Raw genomic sequence first — 317 nt, 5'->3', positions numbered from 1 at the left:
TTTTCCGGAGTAGTACGGGCGGTCCCGGCCCGTGGCCATTCCGACCCGGTCGATGCGCAGCAGGGTGCCGTCGAGGATGACGAAGGCCTTGCGCGCGGCGACTGCGATCGCCTCGGTGAGTCCGAGCGCGCGGGCGGCCAAGACGCCCAGGGCTTCGCGGATATAGCGGAACACCGTGGTGACACCGATCGCGAACCCGGCCGCCAGGTCTGCATAGGTCTCGCCTTTGCGCAGGTAGGCCAGCACCAACAAGGCCTGCCGACCCGCCTCCAGGCGCCGCCACCGAGTCCCGCGTACCCGCCGTTCGTGCCGCAACG

General features: G+C 70.0%; 1 protein-coding gene. It reads right to left on the bottom strand.

All coding sequences use genetic code 11. The annotated features are described in order from the left end of the window. Positions 1 to 317 (bottom strand): helix-turn-helix domain-containing protein (locus SACPADRAFT_RS34590; RefSeq protein ID WP_040924351.1); only part of this gene is annotated, 317 nt, incomplete at both ends.

Origin of the sequence: Saccharomonospora iraqiensis subsp. paurometabolica YIM 90007 (genome assembly GCF_000231035.2) — a bacterium.
Classification (GTDB): domain Bacteria; phylum Actinomycetota; class Actinomycetes; order Mycobacteriales; family Pseudonocardiaceae; genus Saccharomonospora; species Saccharomonospora paurometabolica.
This window is presented reverse-complemented; position numbering and strand designations above follow the sequence as displayed.